At 70.2% G+C, this 25,468-nt stretch carries 19 protein-coding genes; 14 read left to right on the top strand and 5 right to left on the bottom strand.

What is annotated here, in order from left to right:
• Position 1 precedes the first annotated feature (1 nt).
• Both L1Z78_RS23020 and L1Z78_RS23015 read left to right on the top strand, forming a co-directional pair.
• On the top strand, positions 2-2,254 hold the full coding sequence (locus L1Z78_RS23020) for a methyl-accepting chemotaxis protein (RefSeq protein WP_234638654.1): 2,253 nt from the start codon (positions 2-4) through the stop codon (positions 2,252-2,254).
• A 58-nt stretch (positions 2,255-2,312) separates the two neighbouring features.
• Positions 2,313-8,666 (top strand): Hpt domain-containing protein, encoded by a 6,354-nt coding sequence (locus tag L1Z78_RS23015; RefSeq protein WP_234638653.1) that lies wholly within the window; start codon positions 2,313-2,315, stop codon positions 8,664-8,666.
• Positions 8,667-8,720: 54 nt separating this feature from the next.
• On the opposite strand, the gene L1Z78_RS23010 is transcribed toward L1Z78_RS23015, so the two are convergent.
• Positions 8,721-10,202 carry a cryptochrome/photolyase family protein gene (locus tag L1Z78_RS23010; protein WP_234638652.1) on the bottom strand — a complete coding sequence of 494 codons (1,482 nt, stop codon included), beginning with the start codon at positions 10,200-10,202 and terminating at the stop codon, positions 8,721-8,723.
• A 23-nt stretch (positions 10,203-10,225) separates the two neighbouring features.
• Between L1Z78_RS23010 and L1Z78_RS23005 the strand changes: the two genes are divergently transcribed.
• The 7 genes from L1Z78_RS23005 to L1Z78_RS22975 all read left to right on the top strand — a co-directional run bounded on the left by L1Z78_RS23005 (position 10,226) and on the right by L1Z78_RS22975 (position 15,385).
• Complete coding sequence (locus L1Z78_RS23005; RefSeq protein ID WP_234638651.1) at positions 10,226-10,825, top strand: YqgE/AlgH family protein; 600 nt, start codon at positions 10,226-10,228, stop codon at positions 10,823-10,825.
• A complete protein-coding gene (gene ruvX, locus L1Z78_RS23000) occupies positions 10,822-11,280 on the top strand; it encodes a Holliday junction resolvase RuvX (protein ID WP_234638650.1) in 459 nt (152 codons plus the stop codon). Before L1Z78_RS23005 ends, ruvX begins: the two co-directional genes overlap by 4 nt.
• Positions 11,277-11,795: a bifunctional pyr operon transcriptional regulator/uracil phosphoribosyltransferase PyrR gene (gene pyrR / locus L1Z78_RS22995; protein WP_234638649.1), complete on the top strand. Its 519-nt coding sequence runs from the start codon at positions 11,277-11,279 to the stop codon at positions 11,793-11,795. Before ruvX ends, pyrR begins: the two co-directional genes overlap by 4 nt.
• A 1-nt stretch (position 11,796) precedes the next feature.
• Complete coding sequence (locus tag L1Z78_RS22990; RefSeq protein WP_234638648.1) at positions 11,797-12,759, top strand: aspartate carbamoyltransferase catalytic subunit; 963 nt, start codon at positions 11,797-11,799, stop codon at positions 12,757-12,759.
• Positions 12,760-12,835: 76 nt separating this feature from the next.
• Positions 12,836-14,131 carry a dihydroorotase gene (locus tag L1Z78_RS22985; RefSeq protein ID WP_234638647.1) on the top strand — a complete coding sequence of 432 codons (1,296 nt, stop codon included), beginning with the start codon at positions 12,836-12,838 and terminating at the stop codon, positions 14,129-14,131.
• A 1-nt stretch (position 14,132) separates the two neighbouring features.
• A complete protein-coding gene (locus tag L1Z78_RS22980) occupies positions 14,133-14,882 on the top strand; it encodes a lysophospholipid acyltransferase family protein (protein WP_234638646.1) in 750 nt (249 codons plus the stop codon).
• A gap of 14 nt (positions 14,883-14,896) precedes the next feature.
• Positions 14,897-15,385, top strand: coding sequence for a GNAT family N-acetyltransferase (locus L1Z78_RS22975; RefSeq protein WP_234638645.1), 489 nt, complete (start codon positions 14,897-14,899; stop codon positions 15,383-15,385).
• Between the two features lie 13 nt (positions 15,386-15,398).
• Here L1Z78_RS22975 and L1Z78_RS22970 read toward each other — a convergent pair whose 3' ends face one another.
• The 4 genes from L1Z78_RS22970 to L1Z78_RS22955 form a co-directional block, all read right to left on the bottom strand.
• Positions 15,399-15,785: a DUF1987 domain-containing protein gene (locus tag L1Z78_RS22970; RefSeq protein WP_234638644.1), complete on the bottom strand. Its 387-nt coding sequence runs from the start codon at positions 15,783-15,785 to the stop codon at positions 15,399-15,401.
• Between the two features lie 35 nt (positions 15,786-15,820).
• Positions 15,821-16,438, bottom strand: coding sequence for a SiaB family protein kinase (locus tag L1Z78_RS22965; protein ID WP_234638643.1), 618 nt, complete (start codon positions 16,436-16,438; stop codon positions 15,821-15,823).
• The gene (locus L1Z78_RS22960; protein ID WP_234638642.1) at positions 16,435-17,814 is read right to left on the bottom strand and encodes a SpoIIE family protein phosphatase; all 1,380 of its coding nucleotides are present in this window, start codon (positions 17,812-17,814) and stop codon (positions 16,435-16,437) included. Before L1Z78_RS22960 ends, L1Z78_RS22965 begins: the two co-directional genes overlap by 4 nt.
• Before the next feature lie 96 nt (positions 17,815-17,910).
• Positions 17,911-19,008 carry an ABC transporter ATP-binding protein gene (locus L1Z78_RS22955; RefSeq protein WP_234638641.1) on the bottom strand — a complete coding sequence of 366 codons (1,098 nt, stop codon included), beginning with the start codon at positions 19,006-19,008 and terminating at the stop codon, positions 17,911-17,913.
• A gap of 199 nt (positions 19,009-19,207) precedes the next feature.
• Here L1Z78_RS22955 and L1Z78_RS22950 point away from each other — a divergent pair, with 199 nt between their 5' ends.
• The 5 genes from L1Z78_RS22950 (at position 19,208) to L1Z78_RS22930 (ending at position 25,361) form a co-directional block, all read left to right on the top strand.
• Positions 19,208-20,854, top strand: coding sequence for an ABC transporter permease (locus tag L1Z78_RS22950; protein WP_234638640.1), 1,647 nt, complete (start codon positions 19,208-19,210; stop codon positions 20,852-20,854).
• A 40-nt stretch (positions 20,855-20,894) separates the two neighbouring features.
• A complete protein-coding gene (locus L1Z78_RS22945) occupies positions 20,895-21,803 on the top strand; it encodes a LysR family transcriptional regulator (RefSeq protein ID WP_234638639.1) in 909 nt (302 codons plus the stop codon).
• A 111-nt stretch (positions 21,804-21,914) separates the two neighbouring features.
• Positions 21,915-23,300 (top strand): 8-oxoguanine deaminase, encoded by a 1,386-nt coding sequence (locus tag L1Z78_RS22940; protein ID WP_234638638.1) that lies wholly within the window; start codon positions 21,915-21,917, stop codon positions 23,298-23,300.
• A gap of 25 nt (positions 23,301-23,325) precedes the next feature.
• Complete coding sequence (gene arsC / locus L1Z78_RS22935) at positions 23,326-23,694, top strand: arsenate reductase (glutaredoxin) (RefSeq protein WP_234638637.1); 369 nt, start codon at positions 23,326-23,328, stop codon at positions 23,692-23,694.
• Between the two features lie 122 nt (positions 23,695-23,816).
• Complete coding sequence (locus L1Z78_RS22930) at positions 23,817-25,361, top strand: Do family serine endopeptidase (RefSeq protein WP_234638636.1); 1,545 nt, start codon at positions 23,817-23,819, stop codon at positions 25,359-25,361.
• Positions 25,362-25,468: the final 107 nt, after the last annotated feature.

Raw genomic sequence — 25,468 nt, 5'->3', positions numbered from 1 at the left:
CATGTCATTCTTGCAACGTCTTGCAAATCGCTTCCAGCGCAAGCCTGCCGACTCCGGCACGGGCGCGGACAACAGCATGCTCGGAGACACCGTCTCCCAGGACATGTATGCGCTCGATGCCTCCCTGACCGTGCAGGGCGCGCCGGATGCCAATGCCGACCGCGAGGCGGACAGGGGCCTGGATCAGGACCTGGTGACCTTGCCGCTGCTGGGCCGCGCGCCTGCGGCGCGCCACCAGCGCACGCTGTCCACGCTGCTGGGGGTCTCCGTGCTGGCCCTGGTGCTGGCAGCGGCCTGGGCGCTGCGCCAGGCGGACGGCTCGGCCCAGCAACTGGCTGCCACCGGCCAGGCGCTGATGCAGTCGCAGCGGCTGGCCAAGTCGGTCTCCCAGGCACTGACGGGCGCACCCGCATCCTTCGCGGACGTGCAGGACAGCGCCGGCGTGCTGGCACGCAACGTGCGCGCCATCGCCTCGGGAGACGATGCCATGGGCGTGCGTCCGCTGGGCGATGCCTATGCCGACGAGCTGGGCCAGATCACACCGCTGATGGAGCGTGCCGAGCAGAGCGCCAAGGTCGTGATGGAGCAAAAGCAGATCCTGACCCAGGTCGGTGACGCGCTGCGCACCATCAACCGGCAGTCGTCGGACCTGCTGGAAATCGCGGAAACCATTTCCTCGCTCAAGCTCCAGCAGGGTGCCAGCCCTGCCGAGATCTCGGCCGCCGGCCAGCTGGTGATGCTGACGCAGCGTATCGGCAAGTCGGCCAACGAGTTCCAGACCGCCGAGGGCGTGAGCCCCGAGGCCGTTTTCCTGCTGGGCAAGGACTTGAACTCCTTCAAGGAAATCTCCGAAAGCCTGCTGGGCGGCAGCAGCGAACTGCGCCTTCCCGCCACGCGCGACGGCCAGACGCGCGAGCAGATCGAGGCGCTCATCAAGCTCTACGAAGAGACCCGTACCCAGGCCAGCGCCATCCTGGGCAACCTCCAGGGCCTGGTCTCCGCCCGCGAGGCCCAGACCGCGATCAACGCCGACAGCGAGCCGCTGCGCCGCCATCTCGAAGACCTGCAGAACAAGCTGCAGGGCGGCGCCGGCATCGGCTCGCTGCCCATGGGCCTGCTGGCCCTGGCCACCGTGCTGGTGCTGCTGTGCGGCGTGGGTCTGTCGCGCGTGCAGCTGCTCGACAGCCGGTTGCGCCAGGAAGCGGCCGAACGCCGCCAGGAAGAGTCGCGCGTGCAGGAGCATGAGGCCAAGCGCATCAACGATGCCAACCAGGCGGCCATTTTGCGGCTGATGAACGAACTGCAGTCGGTGGCCGAGGGCGACCTGACCCAGGAAGCCACCGTGACCGAGGACATCACCGGCGCCATCGCCGACTCGGTGAACTACACGGTGGAAGAGCTGCGTGCCCTGGTGGGCAGCGTGCAGAACACCGCCACGCGCGTGGCGCAGACCACGGCCGAGGTGGATGCCAACTCCACCGAGCTGCTGGCCGCATCGACCGAGCAGCTGCGCGAGATCCGTGAAACCGGCCGCTCGGTGCTGGACATGGCGGGCCGCATCAACGACGTGTCCACCCAGGCGCAGGAATCGGCCCAGGTGGCGCGCCAGTCGCTGGAGGCCGCGGACCTGGGCCTGAAGGCCGTGCAGAACGCCATCGGCGGCATGAACTCCATCCGCGACCAGATCCAGGAAACCTCCAAGCGCATCAAGCGCCTGGGTGAATCCTCGCAGGAGATCGGTGAAATCACCGAGCTGATCTCCGACATTACCGAACAGACCAACGTGCTGGCGCTGAATGCCGCCATCCAGGCGGCATCGGCCGGTGAAGCGGGCCGGGGCTTCTCGGTGGTGGCCGAGGAAGTGCAGCGGCTGGCCGAACGCTCGGCCGACGCGACGCGCCAGATCGCGGCGCTGGTGAAGGCGATTCAGACCGACACCCAGGATGCGGTGGCCGCCATGGAGCGCTCCACCCAGGGTGTGGTCGAGGGCGCTCGCCTGTCCGACTCCGCCGGCACGGCGCTGACCGAGATCGACTCCGTGTCGCGCCGCCTGGCCGAACTGATCGAGCTGATTTCCTCCTCCACCTCGCGCGAAGCCGAACTGGCCAACGATGTGGCCGAGAATATCCAGCACATTTTTGCGGTGACCGAGCAGACCGGCGAAGGCACGCGCACCACGGCACAGCAGGTGCGCGAGCTGTCGCACATGGCCGAGGAGCTGCGCCAGTCGGTGGCTCGTTTCAAGATTGCCTGACCCGGTTCACGGCCCACCTCTACCTAAGCACAGGCCCTGGCGGCCTGGGGAACTGTCCATGTCAGTGGTTGACGAATCGCAAACGGGCGCGGCGCAGGCCGCGCACACCGAACAGGATCTGGGCCCGCTGGCCTGGGTGCTCGATGAGCTGCGCAAGTCGCTGGAAGGGGCCAGCAAGGCCGTGGCCCGTTTCGTGCGCGATGCCGATGCGGCGCGGGCCTCGGACCTCGAGGAGCTCGACACCTCGGCCCTGCGCATCGCCCGCCAGCAACTGCACCAGGCCTGTGGCGCGCTGGAAATGGTGGGCCTGGGCTCTCCGGCCCTGGTGCTGCGCGGCATGGAAAGCGCCGTGCAGCGCTTCGTGCAGCGCCCCGAGCTGTGCACCGACCAGGCCGCCTCCACGCTGGAGCGTGCCAGCTTCGCCCTGATCGAATACCTGGAAACCGTGCTGGCCGGCAAGAGCGTCTCGGCCGTGGCCCTGTTCCCCCAGTACCGCGACACCCAGGCGCTGGCCGGCAACGACAAGGTGCATCCGGCCGACCTGTGGCCCGCCGAGCGCCGTGCGCGCGAGCCCGGATGGGCGCGCCAGCCCGAGCCGCTGGCCTATGGGGCCGATGCCCGGGCCCTGCTCGACGGCGTGGTGCTGCGCATGGTCAAGAGCGACGACCGCGAGGCCGCCGCCCAGATGCGCGACCTGTGCCTGCGCTTTGCCGTGGGGCAGACCGAGGATGTCACCGCGCGCAGCTTCTGGAAGGTGGCGGCAGGCTTCTTCGATGCACAGTCGCGCGGGCTGATCGTCGTGGACCTCTACGTCAAGCGCATGGCATCGCGCGTGCTCATGCAGTACGCGGCCATGGCCAGGGGCGACCGCACGCCGCCCGCGCGGCTGCTGCAGGACCTGCTGTTCTTCTGCGCCCAGGCGCGGCCCGCCGAGCAGGCAGGTGCGGCGCTGCAGGCCGTGCGCCAGGCCTACGGCATGCAGGCCCAGCCCCAGGTGGACTACCAGCAGACACGCTTTGGCCGCTACGACCCCGCCGTGCTCGTGCAGGCGCGCAAGCGCATCACCACGGCGGCGGAAACCTGGTCGGCCCTGGCGGGCGGCGACCGAGCCCGGACCAAGACCGTGGTGGACCAGTTCGCCCAGGTGGCCGAATCCCTGGTCAAGCTGCACCCGGCCAGCCACGGACTGGCACGCATGCTGATCAAGGTGGCCGAGACCGTGGCACGCATCGGCGAGCCGCCGCCGGCCGAGCTGGCCATGGAGGTGGCGACCGCGGTGCTCTACCTGCAGGCCGCGTTCGCCACCATGGACATGGGCGACGAGGAACTCGCGGCCCAGTCCGCCAATCTGGTACAGCGCCTGGAGGAGTCCCTGCAGGGCGCGCCCGCACGGCCGCTGGAGCCCTGGATGGAGGAGCTGTACCGCCAGGCCAGCGACCACCAGACCATGGGCTCGGTCGTGGGCGAGCTGCGCGCCACGCTGGCCGAGGCCGAGCGCCACCTGGACCAGTACTTCCGCAACCCGGCCGACGCCACCGTGCTGGCACCGGTCTCGGGCCAGATGGCGCAGATGCGCGGCGTGCTCTCGGTGCTGGGGCTGGACCAGGCCACCCAGGCCATGCAGCGCATGCGCGAGACCGTGGAGCGCCTCGTGCTGGGCGAGATTGCCGAGGCCGACCGCGCGACGGTCTTCGACAAGCTGGGCAACAGCCTGGGGGCCATGGGCTTCCTGATCGACATGCTGAGCTACCAGCGCAGCATGGCGCGCAAGCTCTTCGTCTATGACGAGGCCGAGGGCGGCCTGCGCATCGTCATGGGCCGCCGCGGCCACCGCGCCGATGATGCCGGCAAGGCGCCTGAGCAGTTGCCGGCCCTGGACCGTGCCGCCGTGCCGCCGCAGCGCGAAGCCGTTGCCCTGGCGCAGCCGCTGCCCGTGCCGCAGCCAGAGCAGCCGCAGGCGCAGGAGGTGCTCATGGAGCCCAGCGTGCCCGCACCCGCGCCCGCGCATGCCGCAGCCGGCGAGGCACCACAGGCGGCCGTGGCCGAACCCGACGGGCTGGCCGATGCTGCGGAACTGGCGCAATTCGCCCGGGCCGTCACCGAGCCCGCAGCGTCGGCTGCCGCAGCGTCGGCTGCCGCAGCACCGGCTGCCGCAGCACCGGCTGCCGCAGCGTCGGCTGCCGTGGGGCTGGAGCCGGTGGCCACCCTCCCGCCCGAGCCCGAGCCCGAGCCCGAGCCCGCACTCCCCCCGGCGGGCCTGTCGGTCTCGGAGGAGGATTCGGACGACGAATTGCTGGGCATCTTCCTCGAAGAGGCCCGCGAGGTCGTGGACAACGGCCTGCAGGCCCTGCGGGCCCTGGCCGAGGAGCCCGGCAACCTCAGCGAGCAGACCACGCTGCGCCGCGCCTTCCATACGCTCAAGGGCAGCTCGCGCATGGTCGGCCTCGATGAATTCGGCGAAGCCGGCTGGGCCATGGAGCAGATGCTCAATGCCTGGCTGGCCGAGCAAAAGCCCATGCCCCAGCCCATGCAGGAGCTGGCCGGCGACGCGCTGCGCGCCTTCGGGGCCTGGGCCTCGGCCATAGAGCGCCGCCAGGCCGAGGCCTGGCAGGCCACGCCTTTCCGTGCTGCGGCCGATGCCATGCGCCTCGAAGGGCTGCGCGCCGAAGTGGCCCTGGTGCCACGCTCCGACCGCCGGGCGCAGCCCGGGACCGAGACGGTGGCGGACCAGGCTGCGCAGCAGGCTCCGGCCGAGTTGCCGAAGGCCAGCGGCATGGATGCCGGCGGCGACACCAGGGCCGATGGCGACGGCGACACCAACGCCGCCCACAACGTCGACCCGATTGGCGCCCAGGACATGGCAGTGGACTTCGACTTCCTGGACCCTCAGCCGGCGCCCACCGTGCCGCAGGATGGCCAGGACGACCTGCCGCCCCTGGAGTTCGCGCAGGCGCAGGACCCGGCTGCCTCCGAGGCGCCTGCCTTGCTGGCCACCGATGCCGTCGAGGAACTGGACTTCGCGGCCTTCGAGGCTGCCATGCGGGACAGCGAGCAGCAGGCGCTGGCCGCCATTTCCTCCGATCTGCCGGCGGTGCCCGAGGTGCCGGCCGGTGCGCATGGGGATGCCGAGGCCGACCCCGAGGCGCAGGATGCGGACGGGCATGCGCCGTCGCAGCGCCCCATGCCTCTTGCGCCCTTCGAGGGCCTGGATCTGGAGCTGACCCAGGCGGTGACGCCGCCCGAAGCGGCCCAGGCGCCGGCCTTGGAGCCAGTCCTGGAGCCGGCGCAGGCTCTCGCCTCCCCCGCCGACGGGGAGGCCGCCGATGCCCTGCTGCCCGATGGCACCGACCCGTCCGACGCCGTCCAGACCGCCGCCGAGGCCGATGGCTTCAAGATCGTCGACGGCCTGCGCATCAGTGCACCGCTGTACGGCGTCTACCTCAACGAGGCTGACGAATGGTCTCGCCGCCTGGATCTGTCACTGCAGCGCTGGGCCGCCGAGCCGCATGAATCCGTGCCCGACGATGCGATCGCCTTCGCGCACTCGCTGGCCGGCAGTTCGGCCACCGTGGGATTCAAGGCCTTGTCGGACCTGGCGCGCCTGCTGGAGCACACGCTGGCCCACCTGCAGCCGCAGCGCCGCGGCGAGCCCGCGCAGATCGCCGCCTGCATCGCCGCCTCCGACGAGGTGCGGCGCCTGCTGCACCAGTTCGCTGCGGGCTTCCTCAAGACGCCGCAACCCGGCGTGGAAGAGGCACTGCAAGCCTTGCTGGCACTCGACATCGAGATCGCCGATGCTCCGGACAGCCGCCTCGACGCCATCGAGGCCGAAGACTCCGCGGCGTCCGATGGCGTGGCGGATGCCGTGCTCGACGCCGCGGCGCAGGATCCCAGCCCCGCCGGGGCCTACTCCATGCGGCCGCTGGTCAACGATGTCCGCCACGAAGCCGAACTGCAGCGCCGCATCGACGAGGCCATCGCCCATGCCGTGGCCGTGGGCAGCGACCTGGACGACGACATCGACGCGCTGGACGAAGTCGATCCGGACCTGTTCCCCATCTTCGAGGAGGAGGCCGTCGAGCTGCTGCCGCGCCTGGGTGCCGCACTGCGCCGCTGGCATGGCCGGCCCTCGCTGGACGAGGCGCGCAACGAGACGTTGCGCGCCCTGCACACGCTCAAGGGAAGTGCCCGCCTTGCGGGCGCCATGCGCCTGGGCGAAATGGCCCACCGGCTCGAATCCGCGGTCGAGCAGGTCGATGGCGAATCTCCGACGGCCGAGCAGATCGAGCCGTTGCTGGGCAATTTCGACGCGCTGCAGGCCGGCTTCGACGTCTTGCGCGTCGCCGGCGAGCAGGTCCAGGAGACACCGCTGGGGCTGGCCGATGAGTCGCCCCAGGTGGAGTCTGCGCTCGCCGACGCCGACGTCCCGGCAGGAACCGATGCGGTGCAGGCGGCCCCGGCCATCTCTCTGCCCGCGCCTGTGACACCGCCACTGCGTGCGGGAGCGCAGCAGACCGTGCGCGTGCGGGCCCAGTTGCTGGACCGCCTGATCAGCCAGGCCGGCGAGGTGCTGATCGCCCGTTCGCGTGTCGATGTGCGCCTGGCCCAGGCCCGTGGCTCGCTGGACGAGCTGGCCGGCAACCTGGAGCGCCTGCGCATGCAGTTGCGCGACATCGAAGTCCAGGCCGAGAGCCAGATGCAGTCGCGCCTGGCCCTGTCCAAGGACTCGGCCGCAGGCTTCGATCCGCTGGAGTTCGACCGTTTCACGCGCGTGCAGGAGCTCACTCGGATGATGGCCGAGTCGGTCAACGACGTGGCCACCGTGCAGCGCAATCTGCAGCGCGACATGGCCGGTGCCGAGGACGACCTGGTCGCCCAGGGCCGCCAGGCGCGCGAGCTGCAGCGCGACCTGCTGCGCACGCGCATGGTGGAGTTCGACTCCCTGGCCGAGCGCCTGTATGCCGTCGTGCGCCAGACCTCCAAGGAGATGGGCAAGCAGGTGCGGCTGAACATCCTGGGCGGCACCATCGAGATGGACCGCGGCATGCTGGACCGCATGATGCCGGCCTTCGAGCACCTGCTGCGCAACTGCGTGGCCCACGGCATCGAATCGCCCGAGCAGCGCGCCGAGGCCGGCAAGCCCGCCATGGGCACCATCGAGATCATCCTGAGCCAGGAGCGCAACGACGTGGCCCTGTCGGTCGAGGACGACGGCGCCGGCCTGAACCTGCAGCGCATCCGCGACAAGGCCGTGGCCCAGGGCCTGTGGCCCGAGGACCAGCCGCTGACGGCCGAGGATGCGGGCCGCCTGATCTTCGAGCCGGGCTTCACCACCGCCACCGAGGTCACCGGCGTGGCCGGGCGCGGCATCGGCATGGACGTGGTGCGCTCCGAGGTCAATGCCCTGGGCGGGCGCATCGAGACCCACAGCGAGGCCGGCCGTGGCAGCGCCTTCCGCCTCGTGCTGCCGCTGACGACCGCCGTCACCCAGGTGGTCATGCTGCGTGCGGGCCAGTTGCTGGTCGGCGTGCCGGCCAGCCTGGTGGAGATCGTGCGCCGTGCCCCGCTGGAGCTGCTGGAGCGCGCCTACGCCGGCCATGCCTTCGAGGATGGCGGCGAGACCCTGCCGTTCTACTGGGCCGGCGCGCTGTGGCAGTCCTCGCTGCGCAGCGAGGAGACCGTGGGCCGCACCCGGCCCGTGGTCATCCTGCGCAGTGCATCGCAGCGCATCGCGCTGCACGTGGACGAAGTGCTGGGCAACCAGGAAGTGGTGATCAAGAACCTGGGGCCGCAACTGGCGCGGCTGCCGGGCCTGACCGGCATGTCGGTGCTGGCCTCGGGCGCCGTGGTGCAGATCTACAACCCCGTGGCCCTGGCCAACGTCTATGGCGACGAGGTGCGTGCCCGCACCGAGCAGACCGAGCGCGAGGCCGGCGAGGGCGGCGGCGAAGCCGTGCTGGCCAGTGCGGGGCCGGCCTCGGTGCCGCTGGTGCTGGTGGTGGACGACTCCATCACCGTGCGCCGCGTCACCCAGCGCCTGCTTCAGCGCGAAGGCTACCGCGTGGCCCTGGCGGCCGACGGCCTGCAGGCCATGGAGCGCCTGGCCGAGGAACGCCCGACCCTGGTGCTGTCCGACATCGAGATGCCGCGCATGGACGGGTTCGACCTGCTGCGCAACATCCGCGCCGACGAGGCCTTGCGCGACCTGCCGGTGGTCATGATCACCTCGCGCATCGCGCAAAAGCACCGCGAGATGGCGCGCGAGCTGGGCGCCAACCACTACCTGGGCAAGCCCTATTCGGACGAGGAGTTGCTGGGCCTGATCCAGCACTACTCCCTGCAAGATGGTCGTACCGAGCCGGCGCCGCAGTCGCTGCAGGCAGACCCCGAGCCCCAGAGCCAGGATGCCTGAACGCAGGCGCTTGCCGTCAACGGGAAAGAGCAGCAGCCGCTGCTCTTTTTTCTTTCAACCCGCCTGCTTGACCACACCATAGCGTGCCAGCGTGCGCTCGCGCGCGGCTGCGTGGTCCACCACGGGATGGGGGTAGTCCGTGCCCAGCACCACGCCGGCCTCGGCCAGCTCCAGCGGTCTGGCCTGCCATGGCGCGTGGCGCAGAGGGGCAGGCAGGCGGGCCAGTTCGGGCACGTAGCGCTCGATGAAGCGTGCGTCGGCGTCGAACTTCCGGCTTTGCGTGACCGGATTGAAGATGCGGAACCAGGGCTGGGCGTCGCAGCCCGTGGAAGCCGCCCATTGCCAGCCGCCGTTGTTGGCGGCCAGGTCGAAGTCATTGAGCTGGCGCGCAAACCAGGCTTCGCCACGGCGCCAGTCGATCCCCAGGTCCTTGACCAGGAAGCTGGCCGCCACCATGCGCAGGCGGTTGTGCATGTAGCCCGTGGAGTTCAACTGGCGCATGGCGGCATCGACCAGCGGATAGCCGGTGCGGCCCTCGCACCAGGCGGCGAACAAGGCATCGGCCTCGGGGCCGGTATCCCACTGGATGGCATCGTAGGCGGGCTTGAAGCTGGCATGCACCACGTGCGGGTGATGCGCCAGGATCTGGAGGTAGAAGTCGCGCCAGACCAGCTCCGACAGCCAGGTGGCCGCGCCTTCGGCATCGTGGGGCTGCTGCTGTGTCTGCTCCCAGGCCAGGCGCGCCAGGCGGCGGATGGAGACGGTGCCGAAGCGCAGGTGCACGCTCAGGTAGCTGGGGCCCTTGACGGCGGGAAAGTCGCGCGCCTGCTTGTAGCGCGGCAGGCGCGGCAGAAAGTCGGCCAGCAGTTCCTCGGCACCAGCGCAGCCCGTGGGCAGGCGCAGGCCGTCCAGCGTGCCCGTTTCAAAGCCCAGGTCGGCTGCCGTGGGCACGGGGCGGCGCTCGCCTTCGGGGCGCGGGGCCAGGCGCTCGGGCAGGTCACGCTCGCTGGGGTAGGCGGACAGGAAGAAGGGCGTGATCTGTCGCAGCCAGGCGTTCTTGTACGGGGTGAACACCGAAAACGGCGCACCGGCCTGGGTCAGCACCTCGTCGCGCGCAAAGACCATGTGGTCCTTGAAGCCGTGCAGGGCCACACCGTCGGCGGCCAGCGCCTGGCGTACGCGTGCGTCGCGGGCCAGGGCGTCGGGTTCGTCGTCCCAGTTGCAGAACACGGCCTGCGCGCCGAGCTGCCGCGCCAGGGCCGGTATCTGCTCAGCGGGCCGGCCCCGGCGCACGATGAGGCCGGTTTCCGCGCGCGCCGAGGCCGCGCGCAGCGCCTCGTCCAGCCCGGCCAGGCTCCGGCAGATGAACTCGATGCGCCGGTCCGCGCGGGGCAGGGGCGCCAGGATGTCGTCGTCGAACACGAACACGCAATGCACTTGCCGGCATTGGCGCGACGCGTGGTAGAGGGCGGCGTGGTCGGCCAGACGCAGGTCGCGCCGCAGCCAGACCAAGCCCACAGGGTAAGAAGGTGGCATGGATCGCCGGTAAAATCGGTTGTATGTCTGCTGAAACTGCGCCTATCAATCTGACGCACCACTTCCTGATCGCCATGCCTGGCCTGGAAGACGAAGCGTTCTCGCGCAGTGTGGTCTACCTGTGCGAACACAGCGAGCGCGGAGCGCTCGGCCTGATTATCAACAAACCTTCGCCGCTGACGCTGGAAGCGCTGCTGCAGAAGGTGGACCTGGCGTTGGGCCGCGACGACCTGCGCGGCGATCCCGTGTTCCACGGCGGCCCGGTGCAGACCGACCGGGGCTTCGTGCTGCACGACCCCATGGTCATCGAGGGCGCGGCCGACGATGAATCGGCCTATGCCTCGACCATGACCATTCCTGGCGGGCTGGAGATGACCACGTCCAAGGACGTGCTCGAGGCCCTGTCCGATGGCGCAGGCCCCAGGCGCCTGCTGGTCACGCTGGGCTATGCCTCCTGGGGCGAGGGGCAGCTCGAATCGGAGCTGGCCGAAAACGCCTGGCTCACGGTCGGCGCCGATGCCGACGTCATCTTCGACACCCCGGTCGTCGACCGCTATGACCGCGCCCTGGGCCTGCTGGGCCTGCAGCGCTGGATGCTCTCGCCCGAAGCGGGGCGCGCATGACCGCGCCGGCTCCCGCGTCCCGGGCAGCAGCCGCGGCCGGCACGGCCGTGCCGGCCACCGTTCCCGCCCATTTCCAGAGTTTCGTGGCCTTCGATTTCGGGGCCAAGCGCACGGGCTGCGCCGTGGGCACGCGCATGCTGCGCTCGGCCAACCCGCTGCCCACGATACGTGCGGAAGCCGGCGAGGCACGACTGGCCCAGGCCGGCGAGCGCATCAAGGAATGGCAGCCCGATGCCCTGGTGATCGGCGTGCCCTACCACCCGGACGGCGCGGCGCACGAGAACACGGCCCGCGCGAAGAAATTCGGCCGCCAGCTCAAGAGTCGCTTCGGCCTGCCCGTCTACGAGGTGGACGAGCGCTACAGCACCACCGAGGCCCTGGCCGGTGGCGCGTCGGATGCCGATGCGGCCTCGGCCTGCATCATTCTTGAACAGTTTTTGAGGAGTCTTCCATGAGTGAAACCATTGCGGGAGCCGGCAGCCTGGTGCTGGACGCCGAGGCCCTGTACCGCGAACTGCTGCGCGGCGTGCGCAGCCTCATGGGGCCCCAGACGCGCCTGGCCGGCATTACCTCGGGCGGCGCCTGGCTGGTCGAGCGCCTGCACAAGGACCTGAACCTGCCCGGCAGCCCCAGCGTGCTGTCCTCGGCCCTGCACCGTGACGACTTCGCGCAGCGCGGCATGGCCACCACCGCACAGACCCAGATCGACTTCGACGTCAATGGCGCCGACATCCTGGTGCTGGACGACGTGCTCTACACGGGGCGCACCGTGCGCGCCGTGCTCAACGAACTCTATGACTACGGCCGCCCGGCCTGCGTGCGCCTGGCGGTGCTGGTGGACCGGGGCGGGCGCGAGCTGCCCTTCCAGGCCGACTTCGCCGCCGCGCGCGTGACGCTGCCCGCCGACCGCCTGCTGTCGCTGGCGCGTGACGACGCCGGTGTCTTCCAATTCCGCATCCAAGAGGCCTGACGTGCTGTACAAGCGCAATCCCCAGCTCAACAAGAACGGCGAACTGATCCACCTGCTGTCCACCGAAGGACTGTCCAGGGACATCCTGACCCACATCCTGGACACGGCGGCCAACTTCGTCAGCGTCAACGACCGCGAGGTCAAGAAGGTGCCGTTGCTGCGCGGCAAGAGCGTGTTCAACCTGTTCTTCGAGAACAGCACGCGCACGCGCACCACGTTCGAGATCGCCGCCAAGCGCCTGTCGGCCGACGTGTTCAACCTGGACATCGCGCGCAGCTCGGCCAGCAAGGGCGAGTCGCTGCTGGACACCATCGCCAACCTCTCGGCCATGGCTGCCGACCTCTTCGTCGTGCGCCACAGCGAGTCGGGCGCGCCCTACCTCATCGCCCAGCATGTGGCGCCCCATGTCCACGTGGTCAACGCCGGCGACGGCCGCCATGCCCACCCCACGCAGGGGCTGCTGGACATGTACACCATCCGTCACTACAAGAAGGACTTCGCCAACCTGCGCGTGGCCATCGTGGGCGACGTGCTGCATTCGCGCGTGGCGCGCTCGGACATCCATGCCCTGACCACGCTGGGCGCGGCCGAGGTGCGCGTGGTCGGACCGCGCACCCTGGTGCCCTCGGACCTGTCGCAAATGGGCGTGCGCGTCTTCCACACGCTGGAGGAAGGCATCAGGGACTGCGACGTCATCATCATGCTGCGCCTGCAGAACGAACGCATGAGCGGCGCGCTGCTGCCCTCCAGCCAGGAGTACTTCAAGAGCTTCGGACTCACGGCCGAGAAGCTGCGCCTGGCCAAGCCGGATGCCATCGTCATGCACCCCGGCCCGATCAACCGGGGCGTGGAGATCGACTCCGAGGTCGTCGACGGCCCGCAGGCCGTGATCCTGTCGCAGGTGTCGTTCGGCATCGCCGTGCGCATGGCCGTCATGTCCATCGTGGCCGGGAACGAAGCCTGAGCCTTCGCAAACACATGTTTTTGATTGACGCAGGCCGCCGTCCAGGCGCCGCCTGCGGACCCTGGGGTAGCAAACCATGAAGATACTCATACGCAACGGCCGGGTGATGGACCCTGCGCGCAGCTTCGACCAGCAGGCCGACGTGGCCATCGCCGACGGCAAGGTGCTGGCCATCGGCCAGGCGCCCGCAGGCTTTGCCGCCGACCGCGAGATCGATGCGGCCGGCTGCTGGGTGCTGCCGGGCCTGGTGGACCTGGCCGTGCGCCTGCGCGAGCCCGGCCACGAGCACGAAGGCATGCTGCAGTCCGAGATGGCGGCTTCGGTGGCCGGTGGCGTGACCAGCCTGGTCTGCCCGCCCGACACCGATCCCGTGCTCGACGAGCAGGGCCTGGTCGAGATGCTCAAGTTCCGCGCCGAGAAGCTGCACCAGTCGCGCCTGTTCCCGCTGGGGGCGCTGACGCTGGGCCTCAAGGGCGAGGTGCTGACCGAGATGGCCGAGCTGACCGAATCCGGCTGCATCGGCTTCAGCCAGGCCGAGGTGCCGCTGACCAGCACCCAGACCCTTCAGCGCGCGCTGGCGTATGCCGCCACCTATGGCTACACCGTCTGGCTGCGTCCGCAGGAACTGTACCTGGGCAAGGGCGTGGCCGCCAGCGGCCCGCTGGCCACGCGCATGGGCCTGTCCGGCGTGCCCGTGGCGGCCGAGACGATTGCCCTGCACACCATCTTCGAGCTGATGCGCGGCACCCAGGCGCGCGTGCACCTGTGCCGCCTGTCCAGCGCCGCCGGCGTGGAACTGGTGCGCCGTGCCAAGTCCGAAGGACTGCAGGTCACGGCCGACGTGTCCATCAACTCGCTGCACCTGACCGATACCGACATCGGCTACTTCGACAGCAGTGCGCGCGTCACGCCGCCCCTGCGCCAGCAGCGCGACCGCGATGCGCTGTCCGCCGCCCTGGCCGACGGCACCATCGACGCCCTGGTCTCGGACCACACGCCCGTCGATGAAGACGCCAAGGTCCTGCCCTTCGCCGAGGCCGAGCCCGGTGCGACGGGCGTGGAGCTGCTGCTGTCGCTGGCCGTCAAATGGTCGCAGGATGGCGACGTGCCGCTGCAGCGCGCGCTGGCCGCCATCACGGCATCGCCCGTGCAGGTGCTGGGATCGTCGCTGGGCGGGCTGCAGGAGCAGCTCGGCCGGCTGGCCGAGGGCGGCGTGGCCGACCTGTGCATCGTCGACCCCCAGGCTGCCTGGACCGTGCAGCCGCAGGCCCTGGCCAGCCAGGGCAAGAGCACGCCTTTCGGCGGCTACGAGCTGCCGGCCCGCGTGCGTTGCACGCTGGTGAACGGCCTGGTGGCATTCGAGCGTCGCTGACATGAACCGCCTGCGCCGGGGAGGGCGCGCCGCGCTGCGCGCAGTGCGCTTGTTCGGCCATGTCTGCAAGGGCCTGTGGATCGTCGCACTGCGCTTTCCCCAGCTGTCCGAGGAGCGCCAGCACGCCCATGTCCAGGCCTGGTCCATGCAACTGCTGGCCCATGCCGGCGTGCGGCTGCAGATCCAGGGCGAGCCGCCCACGCTCGGCCCCGTGCTGATGGTCTGCAACCACATCTCCTGGCTCGACATTCCCGTGCTGCACGCGGCGCGCCATTGCCGCTTCATCTCCAAGTCCGACGTCAAGGGCTGGCCGCTGATCGGCACGCTGGCCACGGCGGCGGGTACGCTGTACATCGAACGCACTTCGCGCCGCGATGCCCGGCGCATGGTGCAGAGCATGGAGGAGTCGCTGCAGCGCCGCGAGATCCTGGCCATCTTCCCCGAGGGAACGACGGGCGACGGCCGCAAGCTGCTGCCCTTCCATGCCAACCTGTTGCAGGCCGCCGTGCAGATCGGCGCACCCGTGCTGCCCGTGGGCCTGCGCTTCATCGACGGCGCCACGGGCGCCATCAGCCATGCGCCCAGCTACGAGGGCGATGAAACCCTGCTGGGCTCCATCTGGCGCACGCTGTGTGCCGATGGCCTGGAGGCCGCCGTCCACTATGGCGAGCCGCAGACGGCCGACGGGCGCGACCGCCGTGCCTGGGCGCTGGACCTGCATGCCGAAGTGGACCGGCTGCGCCAGGCCTGAGCCCCGACCGCACCATGACACGCGCTTTCGGACCCCCTCCCACCGTGCGGGCCGCCCGGCCCGGGGATGAACCCGCCCTGCGTGCCGTGCTCTGGGCCACCTATGAAAGCACCTGGCGGCCACAGCTGACGGCGGCCCGGGACGCGCAGTTCCGCGCCTCGGGCCGGACCGCGCAGTACGTGCGGTCGCGCGGCCACCTGTTCTGGGTGGCTGAATGCGAGGGCGTGGTGGCCGGCTTCGTGGACTGGGTGGACGATTTCATCGATGCCCTGCACGTGCTGCCAGCCTGGCAGGGCCGCGGCGTGGGCCGTGCGCTGCTGGCCCATGCGGAGCAGGCCATGCGCGCCGATGGCCATGGGCAGGTACGCCTGGAGACCGACAGCTTCAACACCCAGGCCCTGGGCTTTTACATGGCGCAGGGCTATGCCACGCTGGACACCTATCCCGACGAGGAATGGGACTGCGGCCTGACCACGGTGCTCATGGGCAAGCCGCTGGGCTGAGGCCCGCCTGATCTCAGCTGCTGCAGGGCTGGCGCTCCAGCACCAGGTTGGAGAAGTCCTCGACCAGATCGGCGCCCAGTTCCTCGATGGCGTCGTCCTCCTCGTCGAAAGCCCAGACCACGCGGATGTCCGTGCCCCTTTCACCGGCCTGGTCCAGCAGTGCGAACAGCGAGCGCAGGCCCATGGTGGAGGCGCTGTTGATGTATTGCAGCTTCATCTCGGCGACGAAGCGCGCGGGCTGGCTGGCCTCGAAATACCGGCCCAGGGTGGCCAGCAGGGGGGTGAAGAAGGGCAGGGGGTTTTCGGGGTAGCACTCGCCTTCGATGCGCAAAAGCTGCTCGGCCGGGGAGAAGACCACTTCGGGCGTGACGGAGGTGCGTTCGGATTTCAGTGCTTGCATGGCGGCGGCGCGGTTCGTTGAAGGGCGGGTGGCGCTCAGATCAGCGCCTTGACGTGGAACACGGCATGGGGGGCCGCCTCGGCGGCGTCCTCTCCCGTGGCGATGTGGTATTGCAGCGGTGCCGAGGCATCGCGCGCGATGGTCAGCCAGCCCAGGCCTGCGCCCCGGCTGATGGCATCGCTGGCGCCGTGGTCCGTGTTGTGCAACTGGGCCTTGTAGGCGGCCTTGATCTCGGCGAGGCTCATGGCGCGCACGGCATCCAGCCTGGCGGCCAGGCGCGGGACATGCTCGCTGCGCACGGCGTTGCTGCAGGCGATCCAGAAGCGGGCCGGCACCGGCTGTGCGTCGGCATCGCTGTCGCGCGCGTCCACGCGACCCACGCCGATCGCGCCCTGGGCCATGGGCTCGCCCGCAGCTCCAGGCTCGCCCCGGGGCAGGGGCGCGGCATAGTGCAGCACGTTCTGCGCCATCTCGATGAAGGTGGAGAACAGCTTGCGCTTGGCGCTGCTCGAGCCGTCCTCGCTGGCCAGGCGGCTCTTGAGCGTGTCGGCAGCGGCCTGGATCACGTTGGGATTGAAGCTGCCCGCGTAGTAGAGCAGCAGGCCGTTGTGCTCGGCCTGGGCACGCAGGCGCGCGAATTCGGGGGGATTCATGCGCAGGCTCCGTCCGGCAGAGCGTGGTTACGCCACAGCAGCAGCGAGACATCGTCGCGGCGCCGCTGCGTGCCCTGCCACAGCGCGAAGGCCTGCCGGAATTCGGCGCAGGCCTGGGCCGCGGGCCGGTCCTGCTGCTCGTGCAGGAAGCGCGCCAGGCGCTTGCGGCCATGGGCGATCTGGCGCGGACCGCCAAGCTGGTCGATGACGCCGTCGGTGGCGATCATCAGCAACGAGTCCGGCACCAGCTCCAGCGCCTGTGTGCTCCAGGTTGCATCGTCGGGCGTGGTGGCATAGCCGATGCCATGCTTGTCCCCGGCATGGATCTGCACCTGCGCAGCCTCCTGCACGCCGGCGGGCGCGACCAGCAGGTCCAGCCGTGCCGAGGCAAAGCGCAGCCGTGTGCCGCAGTGCGATTGCAGGAACAGCGCGGCGTCCAGTCCGTCGCTGGAGGTCTTCTCGGCGGGATGGCCCGCCATGGGGGCTGGCGCAGTCCAGGCGGGCTGGGCATCGCGGTTGCGCTGCTGGAGCACGCGCTTGATGTAGCGGTTCATCTGGCCCAGCAGGACACCGGGGTCCTGCATGGCATCGGGACTGCCCGCGGCGTTGACGGCCTGCTCCAGGAAGGACAGGGCGATCAGCGTCATGAAGGCGCCGGGCACGCCATGGCCCGTGCAGTCGAAGACACAGCCCAGCAGGCCCTGCGGCGTGGCCCGGAAGAAATAGGCATCGCCACCCACCACATCGCGCGGCTCCCACAGCAGGCCATGGTCGGGCAACTGGCTGGCCAGCACACGGTCGGACTCGATGAGGTGCGAGCGCTGGATCAGACTGGCGTAGTCGATGCTGGCCATGAGCTGGCGCGTCTTGTCGGCCTCGATGTCTGACATGGCGGCCATCAGCGCATGGCCCGTGCCTATGCCTGCGTAGCGGCCTTCTTGCGTGGTGATGAAGCCGTCCTTGAGCACGCGGCTGCCGCCGGCCAGCGCCTGCTGCACCAGCTGGTCCATGGGCAGGCTGGCGGCGACCACCATGGGAGCGGTGTCCGTGAAGACCAGGCAGGAGCGGCGGCCGAACACATCGCGTGCGAAGGGGCGGGCGTACTGCTCCATGAAGCGCTGGCGGTTGATCAGGCCCAGCGGCCGGTCCTCGGCCACCACGGCCAGGGTCTCGAGCAGGGGCTGCTCGCTGAACAGCCGGTGCACGTCTTCGTTGCTGGCCTCGGGCGCGATCGGTGCCGTGGGCCGGCTGAGCTGGCCTGCGCGGGCCACAAGGCGCGGCGCGGCGGGCGCTGGGGCCAGCGCGGGAACGGGGGCAGGATCAGGTAGGTGATCCGCTGCGGGGTGCTGCGTGGAGGAGGGGTCCAGAGCAAACATGGGTGGCCTTGAATTGTCACAAGATGTGACTGATTCTGGGTTTCACCCGTGACCGTCGAATGACAAAGCCCGGACGGCATGGCCGCCGCCACGGGTTCAGGCTGCCGCGGACTGCCGGGCGCCCTGTGTTTCTCGCGGGAAGGCGACCACGTGATTCATGTCCAGCCGGATTCCCACCCACTCGCCCACCGCATGGTCGTGGTGGCTGGGCACATGGGCCATCACGCTGTGGCCGCTGGCCAGCTCCAGCGTGTAGAGGAATTCGGAGCCACGGAAGGCCTTGCGCACGATGCGGGCCTGCACGGGCGAGCCGTCGTCGTGCACCACGTCGTCGGCGCGCAGCAGCACGTCGCAGGCACCGCCCGGGAACTGCGCGGGCAGTGGGCAGGTGGCGGGATCGACCAGGTCGCCCAGCGCCGTGCGCGCCACCACGCCGCCGCCCTCGCTGGGGACCAGCGTGGCGGGCACGAAGACGCCGTGGCCGATGAAGTCGGCCACGAAGCGCGTGGCGGGGCGGTGGTACAGCGAATAGGCATCGTCCCACTGCTGGAGCCGGCCCTGGTGGACCACGCCGATCATGTCGCCGATGGCGAAGGCTTCCAACTGGTCGTGCGTCACGAACAGCGCCGTGGCACCCGCGGCCTTGAGGATGCCGCGCACCTCATGCGCCAGGCGCTCGCGCAGGTCCACGTCCAGGTTGGAGAACGGCTCGTCCAGCAGCATCAGCTGGGGGCTGGGCGCCAGCGCGCGCGCCAGCGCCACACGCTGCTGCTGGCCGCCCGACAGCTCATGCGGAAAGCGCGCGGCGCTGCCGGCCAGGCCCACCAGCTCCAGCACCTCGGCCACGCGCTCGGCCTGGCGTGCCTTGGGAAGATGGTGAATGCCGAAGGCCACGTTGCGGCCCACGCTCAGGTGGGGGAACAGCGCATAGTCCTGGAACACCATGCCGATGCGCCGCTGCTCGGGCGGCAGCGAGAAGGCCGCGCTGCCCACGAGCTGGCCGTCGATGCGGATCTCGCCCCCGCTCACCGGCTCCAGGCCGGCCACCGCGCGCAGCAGCGTGGTCTTGCCGCAGCCCGAAGGGCCGATGAGCACGCCGATGTCGCCAGCGGCCAGGTTCAGCGTGACGCCTTGCACGGCGGGCCGGTCGCGGCCCGGGTAGCGCACCTCGAGTTGGGAGACGGTCAAAAACATGCGGGGATTGTAGAGTCGCGCAAATGAATAGAATTCGCATTTGCATTGGCGGGCCAGGGGCATGCCCCGGCTGCCGATTCCAGCAGACCGGAGGTGCGCCCGGTCGCGGCGCACGGGCCCGGCGGCCTGCAGGCAGCCGCGACGCCCGGACCGTTCCGCAGCCAGATCCTCCCCTCACCCTTTAGCCGAGACCTCCGCCTTGCGCCGTCTGTCGTCCGTACTCCGCTCCCTTCCCCTGCTCTTGCTGTCCCTGGTGCTGATGCTGCCCGTGCTGGCCGTGCTCGGCTCCTGGCTGCCCGTGGGGCAGGGCGATGCCCTGGCCGGCTCCATCCTGCGCGAGATGGCGGCCACCGTGCTGCCCGGCTACCTGCGGACCACGGTCTGGCTGGGCCTGCTGGTGGCGCTGGGCGCGGCCATCGTGGGCACGGGCACGGCGGCGGCCGTGACGCTGTTCGACTTTCGCGGCCGGCGCCAGCTGGAGTGGCTGCTGCTGCTGCCGCTGGCCATGCCGGCCTATGTCACGGCCTATGCCTATACCGACTTCCTGCAGTTCAGCGGCCCGCTGCAGACCTGGCTGCGCGACACCTATGGCCTGGAGGGCCGGCTGCTGCCCGAGGTGCGCAGCCTGGGCGGCGCGGTCTGGGTCTTCATCTTCTCGCTCTATCCCTACGTCTACCTGCTGGCGCGCACCGCGCTGGGCGAGCGCGCCGCGCACCTGATGGAGGCCGCGCGCCTCATGGGCGCGCCGCTGTCGCGCCGGATCTGGGCCGTGGCGCTGCCGCTGGCGCGCCCGGCCGTGGCCGCCGGCGTGGCCCTGGTGGTGATGGAGACGCTGGCCGACTTCGGCGTGGTCAGCTACTTCGGCATACCCACCTTCACCACGGGCATCTACAAGGCCTGGCTGTCCATGGACAACCGCATTGCCGCCGCGCAGCTGGCGACCTTTTTGCTGGTGCTGGTCGTGCTGCTGCTGCAGCTGGAGCTGCGCGCGCAGCGGCGCATGCGCTTTGTGACCGGCAGCACGGGCCGCGCCAGCTCGGCCGAGGCCCAGCCGCTGCGCCTGCGCGGCTGGCGCAGCGCGCTGGCCTGGCTGGTGTGCCTGCTGCCCGTGCTCATGGGCTTCGTAGCGCCCGTGTTCTTCATGCTGCGCCCCCTGGCCTCCGACTGGTCGGTCCTTCCCTGGGACCGTTTCCTCGACTGGGCCGCCAACAGCGTGCGCCTGGGCGCCATGACCTCGGTGCTGGCCGTGGTCATCGCCCTGGCCCTGGCCTTTGCCGTGCGCCGCCACAAGGAGTCTGCCTTCACGCGCGGCGTGGTCCAGCTGGCCAGCCTGGGCTATGCGGTGCCGGGCGCCGTGGTCGTCGTCGGCCTGTTGCTGCCCGTGGGATGGATCCAGCAGATGCGGCCCGAATGGGGCTTTGCAGGCCTGGTCACGGCCACCGCCGTGGGCATCGTCTGGGCCTACCTGGTGCGCTTTTGCGCCGTGGCCCTGCAGTCCATGCAAAGCGGCTATGCGCGCATCGCGCCCAGCCTGGACGACTCGGCCCGCATGCTGGGCACGGGCGCCTGGGGCATGCTGGCGCGCGTGCACTGGCCGCTGCTCAGGCGCTCCACGGCGGCGGCGGCGCTGCTGGTCTTCGTCGATGTGATGAAGGAGCTGCCCGCCACCATGGTGCTGCGCCCCTTCAACAGCGACACCCTGGCCGTCGTGGCCTACCAGCTGGCGCGCGACGAGCGCCTGGGCGAGGCGGCCCTGCCGTCGCTGGCCCTGGTGCTGGTCGGCCTGATCCCCGTGATCATGCTCAGCCGCACGCTGCGCGCCGAACGCCCGGGCACGGCGCGCTGAGCGTCGTGCGCGGCTCTTCGAAGCCGGCTACGCTCGCGGCATGCACGCCCGAGTCCTGCGCTATCTCGATGAAGTGGTCCGCCGCGGTTCCATCCGCAAGGCGGCCGAATACCTGCATGTGGCGCCCACGGCCGTCAACCGCCAGATCCTGGACCTGGAGGCCGAGCTGGGCGCGCCGCTGTTCGAGCGCATCCACAACCGTCTGCGCCTGACGCCACTGGGCGAGATGGTGCTGGCCCACGTGCGCGCCACGCTGCGCGAGCATGCGGCGCTGCGCGAACGCATTGCCGAGTTGCAGGGCGCGCGCAGCGGCGAGATCACCGTGGCTGCCACCACGGGCCTGGCCGGTTCGCTGCTGCCCTCGCTGGTGCATGAATTCCGCCAGCGCCATCCGGGCATCGCGGTGCGCGTCATCGACCTGCCCGTGGCCGGCATCGCGGCCGCCGTGGAAGGCGGCGATGCCGACCTGGGCCTGGCCTACGACCTTCCGGAACGCCCCGCGCTGCGCGCGCTGGCCACCAGCGAATGGCAGATAGGCGCCATCGTCCCGCCCCGGCATGCGCTGGCACGCCAGTCCTCGGTGCTGCTCAGTGAATGCGTGGGCCACCCGCTCATCCTGCCTGCGCCGCCGCTGTCCATCCGCAGCCTGCTGGACGAGGCCTTTGCGCGCAACGCCATCGAGGTCACGCCCGTGGCCGAGTCCACCTCCATGGCGCTGATCCAGCGCCTGGTCATGCTGGGCGAGGGCATTGCCCTGCTCAACCCGCTGGACGTCATGGAGGAGCGCAGCCGCAACGCCCTGGTCTTCGTGCCGTTGCGCGACGCACACCTGCAACGGCAGACGCTGGTGCTGGCGGCACGGGCCCGCGGGCAACTGAGCGCGGCGGGCGAACTGATGGCGCAGAGCATCTGCGAGGCGCTGGCGCGCCTGTTCGCCATGGGCCGCTGAACGTCTGCACTGTCCACTTTTTGTGGACAGGTCAGGCGCAATTCAGCGCTATCGGCGATGGCCCGACCTTCCTAGACTGGCGGCATTTCCAACGCCATCGAAGAGAACGCCATGACCTTGATCGCCCTGAACGCCGATGTACTCGTCACCATGGATGCGCAGCGCCGCGAGATCCGCGACGGTGCCCTGGTGGCCGACGGCCCGGCCGTGCAATGGGTGGGCGTCACGGCCGACCTGCCGCCGCAGTACCGCCGCATGGTGGACGAGGGCACGGCCCGGGTGCTGGACATGCGCGGCCGCGTGGTCATGCCGGGCCTGGTCAACACCCACCACCACATGTACCAGAGCCTGACGCGCGCCGTGCCCGCCGCCCAGGATGCCGAGCTGTTCTCCTGGCTGACCAACCTGTACATGCTGTGGTCCCACCTCACGCCCGAGATGGTCCATGTCTCGACCCAGACCGCCATGGCCGAGCTGATGCTGTCCGGCTGCACCACCACCAGCGACCACCTGTACCTGTACCCCAACGGCGCGCGCCTGGACGATTCCATTGCCGCCGCGCAGCAGATGGGCATGCGTTTTCATGCCGCGCGCGGCTCCATGAGCCTGGGCCGCAGCAAGGGAGGCCTGCCACCCGACGTGGTGGTGGAGCAGGAGGAGGCCATCCTGCGCGACAGCCTGCGCCTGATCCAGCAATACCACGACAGCTCGCGCCATTCCATGCTGCGCGTGGTGCTGGCGCCGTGCTCGCCGTTCTCGGTGACGCGCGAGCTGATGCGCGAGTCCGCCGTGCTGGCGCGCGCCCACGGCGTGTCGCTGCACACCCACCTGGCCGAGAACGACAACGACGTGGGCTTCTCGCGCGAGAAGTTCGGCCTCACCCCTGCGCAGTACGCCGAAAGTCTGGGCTGGGTCGGCCACGACGTCTGGCACGCGCACTGCGTCAAGCTCGATGCCGAGGGCATCGCGCTGTTCGCCCGCACGGGCACGGGCGTGGCGCACTGCCCCTGCTCCAACATGCGCCTGGCCTCGGGCATCGCTCCCGTGCGCACCATGCGTGATGCGGGCGTGCCCGTGGGCCTGGGCGTGGACGGCAGCGCCTCCAACGACGGCGCCCACATGCTGGGCGAGGCGCGCCAGGCCCTGCTGCTGCAGCGCGTGGGCCACGGCCCCGCCGCGCTCAGTGCACGCGATGCGCTGGAGATCGCCACGCTGGGTGGTGCGCGCGTGCTCAACCGGGACGACATCGGCGCGCTGGCGCCGGGCATGTCGGCCGACTTCGTGTCCTTCGACCTGTCGGGCGTGGGCCATGCGGGCGCGGGCCATGACCCCGTGGCCGCGCTGGTGTTCTGCACGCCGGCCAATGTGGATGCCAGCGTCATCAACGGCCGCGTCGTGGTCGAGGACGGCCGTCTGCTCACGGCCGACCTGCCCCAGGTTCTGGGCCGCCACCGCGCGCTGGCCCGGACCCTGTTCGAGCGCGCTGCAGGGCACTGACCGGCCGGGGCCTACACTGCGGCCCATGAACTCCACCGCACCCCGCACCGACATCACCATCTATCACAACAACCGCTGCAGCAACTCGCGCGGCGCGCTGGCCCTGCTGCGCGAGCACGGCATCGAGCCGACCATCGTGGACTACATCGCCACGCCCCTGGATGCCGCGCAGCTCAGGGCGCTGTTCGAGCGACTGAACCTTCCGGTGCGCGAGCTGCTGCGCAGCAAGGAAGCGGTCTTTGCCGAGCTGGGCCTGGGCGATGCCGCCGTCACGGACGCCCGGCTCATCGATGCCGTTGCCGCCCATCCCGTGCTGCTCAACCGCCCCATCGTCGTCACGCCCAAGGGCGCGGCGCTGTGCCGGCCGCCCGAGAAGGTGCTGGCGCTGATCTGAGCGCTGGTGCAGGGCAGTGCCCTGTTCGCCGCTCTTGGCGGCTTCTAAGCCTCGCCTAAGTCTCCCCCTTCAGACTTCTCCTCAACGCAGCAGGCAACGCTGCTTTTGAGGAAAGGTCTGCGATGAACAAGATTCTGTCGACTCCCCGCCGTCTGGTCCTGGCCCTGGTGGCTGCGGGCGCCATCGGAGCCCTGGGCGCCACGGGTGCAGGACTGGTCGGTGTGGTGCATAGCGATGCGCGGGCGACCACGTCGCTGTTTGCGCCCACGGCCCAACCGGCTTCGCCCGTTTCTGCAACCGGTGCCGTGGCGGCCCCCAACTTTGCCGACATCACGGCGCGCAACGGCGCGGCCGTGGTCAACATCAGCGTGGTCGGCAGCTCGCGTGCCATGGGCGATGACGGTGACGAAGCCGCTGCACGACAGGGCCAGGGCGTGCCGGGCATGGACCCCAGCGATCCCTTCTATGAATTCTTCCGCCGTTTCGGCGTTCCCGGCATGCCGGGCATGCCCGGGGCCGGCCAGCCCCAGCGCGACGTGCCCATGCGCGGCGAGGGCTCGGGCTTCATCGTCTCCAGCGATGGCCTGATCCTGACCAACGCCCACGTGGTGCGCGGTGCCAAGGAGGTGACCGTCAAGCTCAACGACCGGCGCGAATTCAGCGCCAAGGTGCTGGGTGCCGACCCCAAGACCGATGTGGCCGTGCTGCGCATCGCCGCCAAGGATCTGCCCACGGTGGCGCTGGGCAAGACCGCCGACCTGCGCGTGGGCGACTGGGTGCTGGCCATCGGTTCGCCCTTCGGCTTCGAGAGCAGCGTCACCGCCGGCGTGGTCAGCGCCAAGGGGCGCACCCTGCCCGATGATTCCTTCGTGCCCTTCCTGCAGACGGACGTGGCCATCAACCCCGGCAACTCCGGCGGCCCGCTGTTCAATGCGCGTGGCGAGGTGGTGGGCATCAACAGCCAGATCTATTCGCGCTCGGGCGGGTACCAGGGCGTGTCCTTCGCGATTCCCATCGAGGTGGCCACGCGGGTGCAGCAGCAGATCGTGGCCACGGGCAAGGTGCAGCATGCGCGGCTGGGCGTGGCCGTGCAGGAGGTGAACCAGGCCTTTGCCGACTCCTTCAAGCTGGACCGCCCCGAAGGCGCGCTGGTCGCCAGCGTGGACCAGAGCGGCCCCGCCGCCAAGGCGGGCCTGCAGCCCGGCGACGTGGTGCGCAAGGTGGATGGCCAGCCCGTTGTGGGTTCCGGCGACCTGCCGGCCTATGTGGGCCAGGCGCTGCCGGGTCAGAAGGTGGCGCTGGAGATCTGGCGCAACGGCGAGGCCCGCACCCTGAATGCGGTGCTGGGCGATGCCAGCGACAAGGCCGCGAAGGTGGCCCAGGACAAGCCCGATGCCGGCAAGGGCCGGCTGGGCCTGGCGCTGCGCCCCTTGCAGCCCGATGAAAAGCGCCAGGTCGGCGTGAAGGAGGGGTTGGTCGTGGCCGATGCGGCCGGTCCCGCGGCCGAGGCGGGCATCACCGAAGGCGATGTGCTGCTGTCCATCAACGGCGCGCCCGCCGCCGACATCGACGCCGTGCGCGCCGCCATGGCCAAGGCCGGCAAGACCGTGGCCGTGCTGATTTGGCGCGATGGCAACAGGATCTTCGTCCCCGTACGTCTCGGGTAAGCAAAAGGAGGTAGCGACCGGAACGACCACCCCATTGCATTGATCGCCCGGCCCCGGTGCTTATGCGCCGGGGCTATCGCGCTGTGGAAACCGAAAGAAAAATGCCA

It is taken from the genome of Delftia tsuruhatensis (genome assembly GCF_903815225.1).
GTDB lineage: Bacteria > Pseudomonadota > Gammaproteobacteria > Burkholderiales > Burkholderiaceae_C > Comamonas > Comamonas tsuruhatensis_A.
Note: the sequence above shows the minus strand (reverse complement) of the source record. Positions and strands in the feature narration are given on the sequence as shown.

Excerpts from the sequence above, each read along its gene's own strand:
- L1Z78_RS22960 (WP_234638642.1), bottom strand. The coding sequence starts at position 17,814 with ATGTTTGCTCTGGACCCCTCCTCCACGCAGCACCCCGCAGCGGATCAC.
- L1Z78_RS23020 (WP_234638654.1), top strand. The coding sequence starts at position 2 with ATGTCATTCTTGCAACGTCTTGCAAATCGCTTCCAGCGCAAGCCTGCC.
- L1Z78_RS22980 (WP_234638646.1), top strand. The coding sequence starts at position 14,133 with ATGAACCGCCTGCGCCGGGGAGGGCGCGCCGCGCTGCGCGCAGTGCGC.
- L1Z78_RS23005 (WP_234638651.1), top strand. The coding sequence starts at position 10,226 with ATGTCTGCTGAAACTGCGCCTATCAATCTGACGCACCACTTCCTGATC.
- L1Z78_RS23010 (WP_234638652.1), bottom strand. The coding sequence starts at position 10,202 with ATGCCACCTTCTTACCCTGTGGGCTTGGTCTGGCTGCGGCGCGACCTG.
- L1Z78_RS22930 (WP_234638636.1), top strand. The coding sequence starts at position 23,817 with ATGAACAAGATTCTGTCGACTCCCCGCCGTCTGGTCCTGGCCCTGGTG.
- L1Z78_RS22945 (WP_234638639.1), top strand. The coding sequence starts at position 20,895 with ATGCACGCCCGAGTCCTGCGCTATCTCGATGAAGTGGTCCGCCGCGGT.
- arsC (WP_234638637.1), top strand. The coding sequence starts at position 23,326 with ATGAACTCCACCGCACCCCGCACCGACATCACCATCTATCACAACAAC.
- L1Z78_RS22975 (WP_234638645.1), top strand. The coding sequence starts at position 14,897 with ATGACACGCGCTTTCGGACCCCCTCCCACCGTGCGGGCCGCCCGGCCC.
- L1Z78_RS22940 (WP_234638638.1), top strand. The coding sequence starts at position 21,915 with ATGACCTTGATCGCCCTGAACGCCGATGTACTCGTCACCATGGATGCG.
- L1Z78_RS22985 (WP_234638647.1), top strand. The coding sequence starts at position 12,836 with ATGAAGATACTCATACGCAACGGCCGGGTGATGGACCCTGCGCGCAGC.
- L1Z78_RS22965 (WP_234638643.1), bottom strand. The coding sequence starts at position 16,438 with ATGAATCCCCCCGAATTCGCGCGCCTGCGTGCCCAGGCCGAGCACAAC.
- L1Z78_RS23015 (WP_234638653.1), top strand. The coding sequence starts at position 2,313 with ATGTCAGTGGTTGACGAATCGCAAACGGGCGCGGCGCAGGCCGCGCAC.
- L1Z78_RS22955 (WP_234638641.1), bottom strand. The coding sequence starts at position 19,008 with ATGTTTTTGACCGTCTCCCAACTCGAGGTGCGCTACCCGGGCCGCGAC.
- L1Z78_RS22970 (WP_234638644.1), bottom strand. The coding sequence starts at position 15,785 with ATGCAAGCACTGAAATCCGAACGCACCTCCGTCACGCCCGAAGTGGTC.
- ruvX (WP_234638650.1), top strand. The coding sequence starts at position 10,822 with ATGACCGCGCCGGCTCCCGCGTCCCGGGCAGCAGCCGCGGCCGGCACG.
- pyrR (WP_234638649.1), top strand. The coding sequence starts at position 11,277 with ATGAGTGAAACCATTGCGGGAGCCGGCAGCCTGGTGCTGGACGCCGAG.